The 777-nt window shown below is 34.4% G+C and carries 1 protein-coding gene; it reads right to left on the reverse strand.

Translation table 11 applies throughout. From position 1 onward, the window contains the following. Positions 1-116 precede the first annotated feature (116 nt). On the reverse strand, positions 117-777 hold a 661-nt coding region (locus tag RM520_RS15180), incomplete at its 5' end, for a hypothetical protein (RefSeq protein WP_311388560.1).

The following is a 777-nucleotide window of genomic DNA, read 5'->3' on the forward strand; positions in this document are numbered from 1 at the left end:
GTAGCGGCGATTCCCAACGGGAATTGTCGGACTGAAATCCAGCCGTATTAAAAGTAATTATTTTTAAGCTAGCAGAATGCAGCTATAAATTATAGCCATTGTTGTAGTGCGTTTTTTTAATAATCAAGTATTTTGTCCTCGTCTGTTTCTGTTTTTAAAACATTACCTTTTTTGTCCGTAATCTCAAGCTTGATGAACTTTCCATCTTTCCAGTGTATCTTTTTTAAGTCATTTTCCCTTTTCAGAACCATAAACCCTTGTCTTAGTCCATTTTCATCATCAAAACCGGTCGTATCATTTTCAAATACAAAGTATCTTTTTTCATAAGGACGAAGCTTAGGAACGTTCTTTTTCAATTCTTTGTTTTTAACAAAAAACCTTGTTGCAGATTTTAATACCGAATCGAATTGAATTACGAAATCATATGCACAGATACAGTCGCATTCCATTCCATCTTCTTTAAGTTCCATTCTAACCACGTTATCAACAAGTACACTTTTGATTCCGAAGTCCACGCAACAAGTTGCTGGTACTGAGAATTTGATAATCCTCATTCCATCAGCAATTGAGTCCTTCGTTATTCTTGTGTTTAGACGATAAGCATCAGTTTTTTCATCACATTTAACACTAAGAATTTTAGATTCAATTTGGGATTCCTGTCCCATTGCCAAACCGAAAATTGAAAGTAGAAATATTATGGTCAGTTTATTCATTGAAAATGTACTACAACGGTCTCGGCTATGATTTTGTAGCCGAAGAACTAAAGTTAGCAAAAAG

The organism is Croceitalea vernalis, assembly GCF_031846405.1.
GTDB classification, from domain to species: Bacteria; Bacteroidota; Bacteroidia; order Flavobacteriales; family Flavobacteriaceae; genus Croceitalea; species Croceitalea vernalis.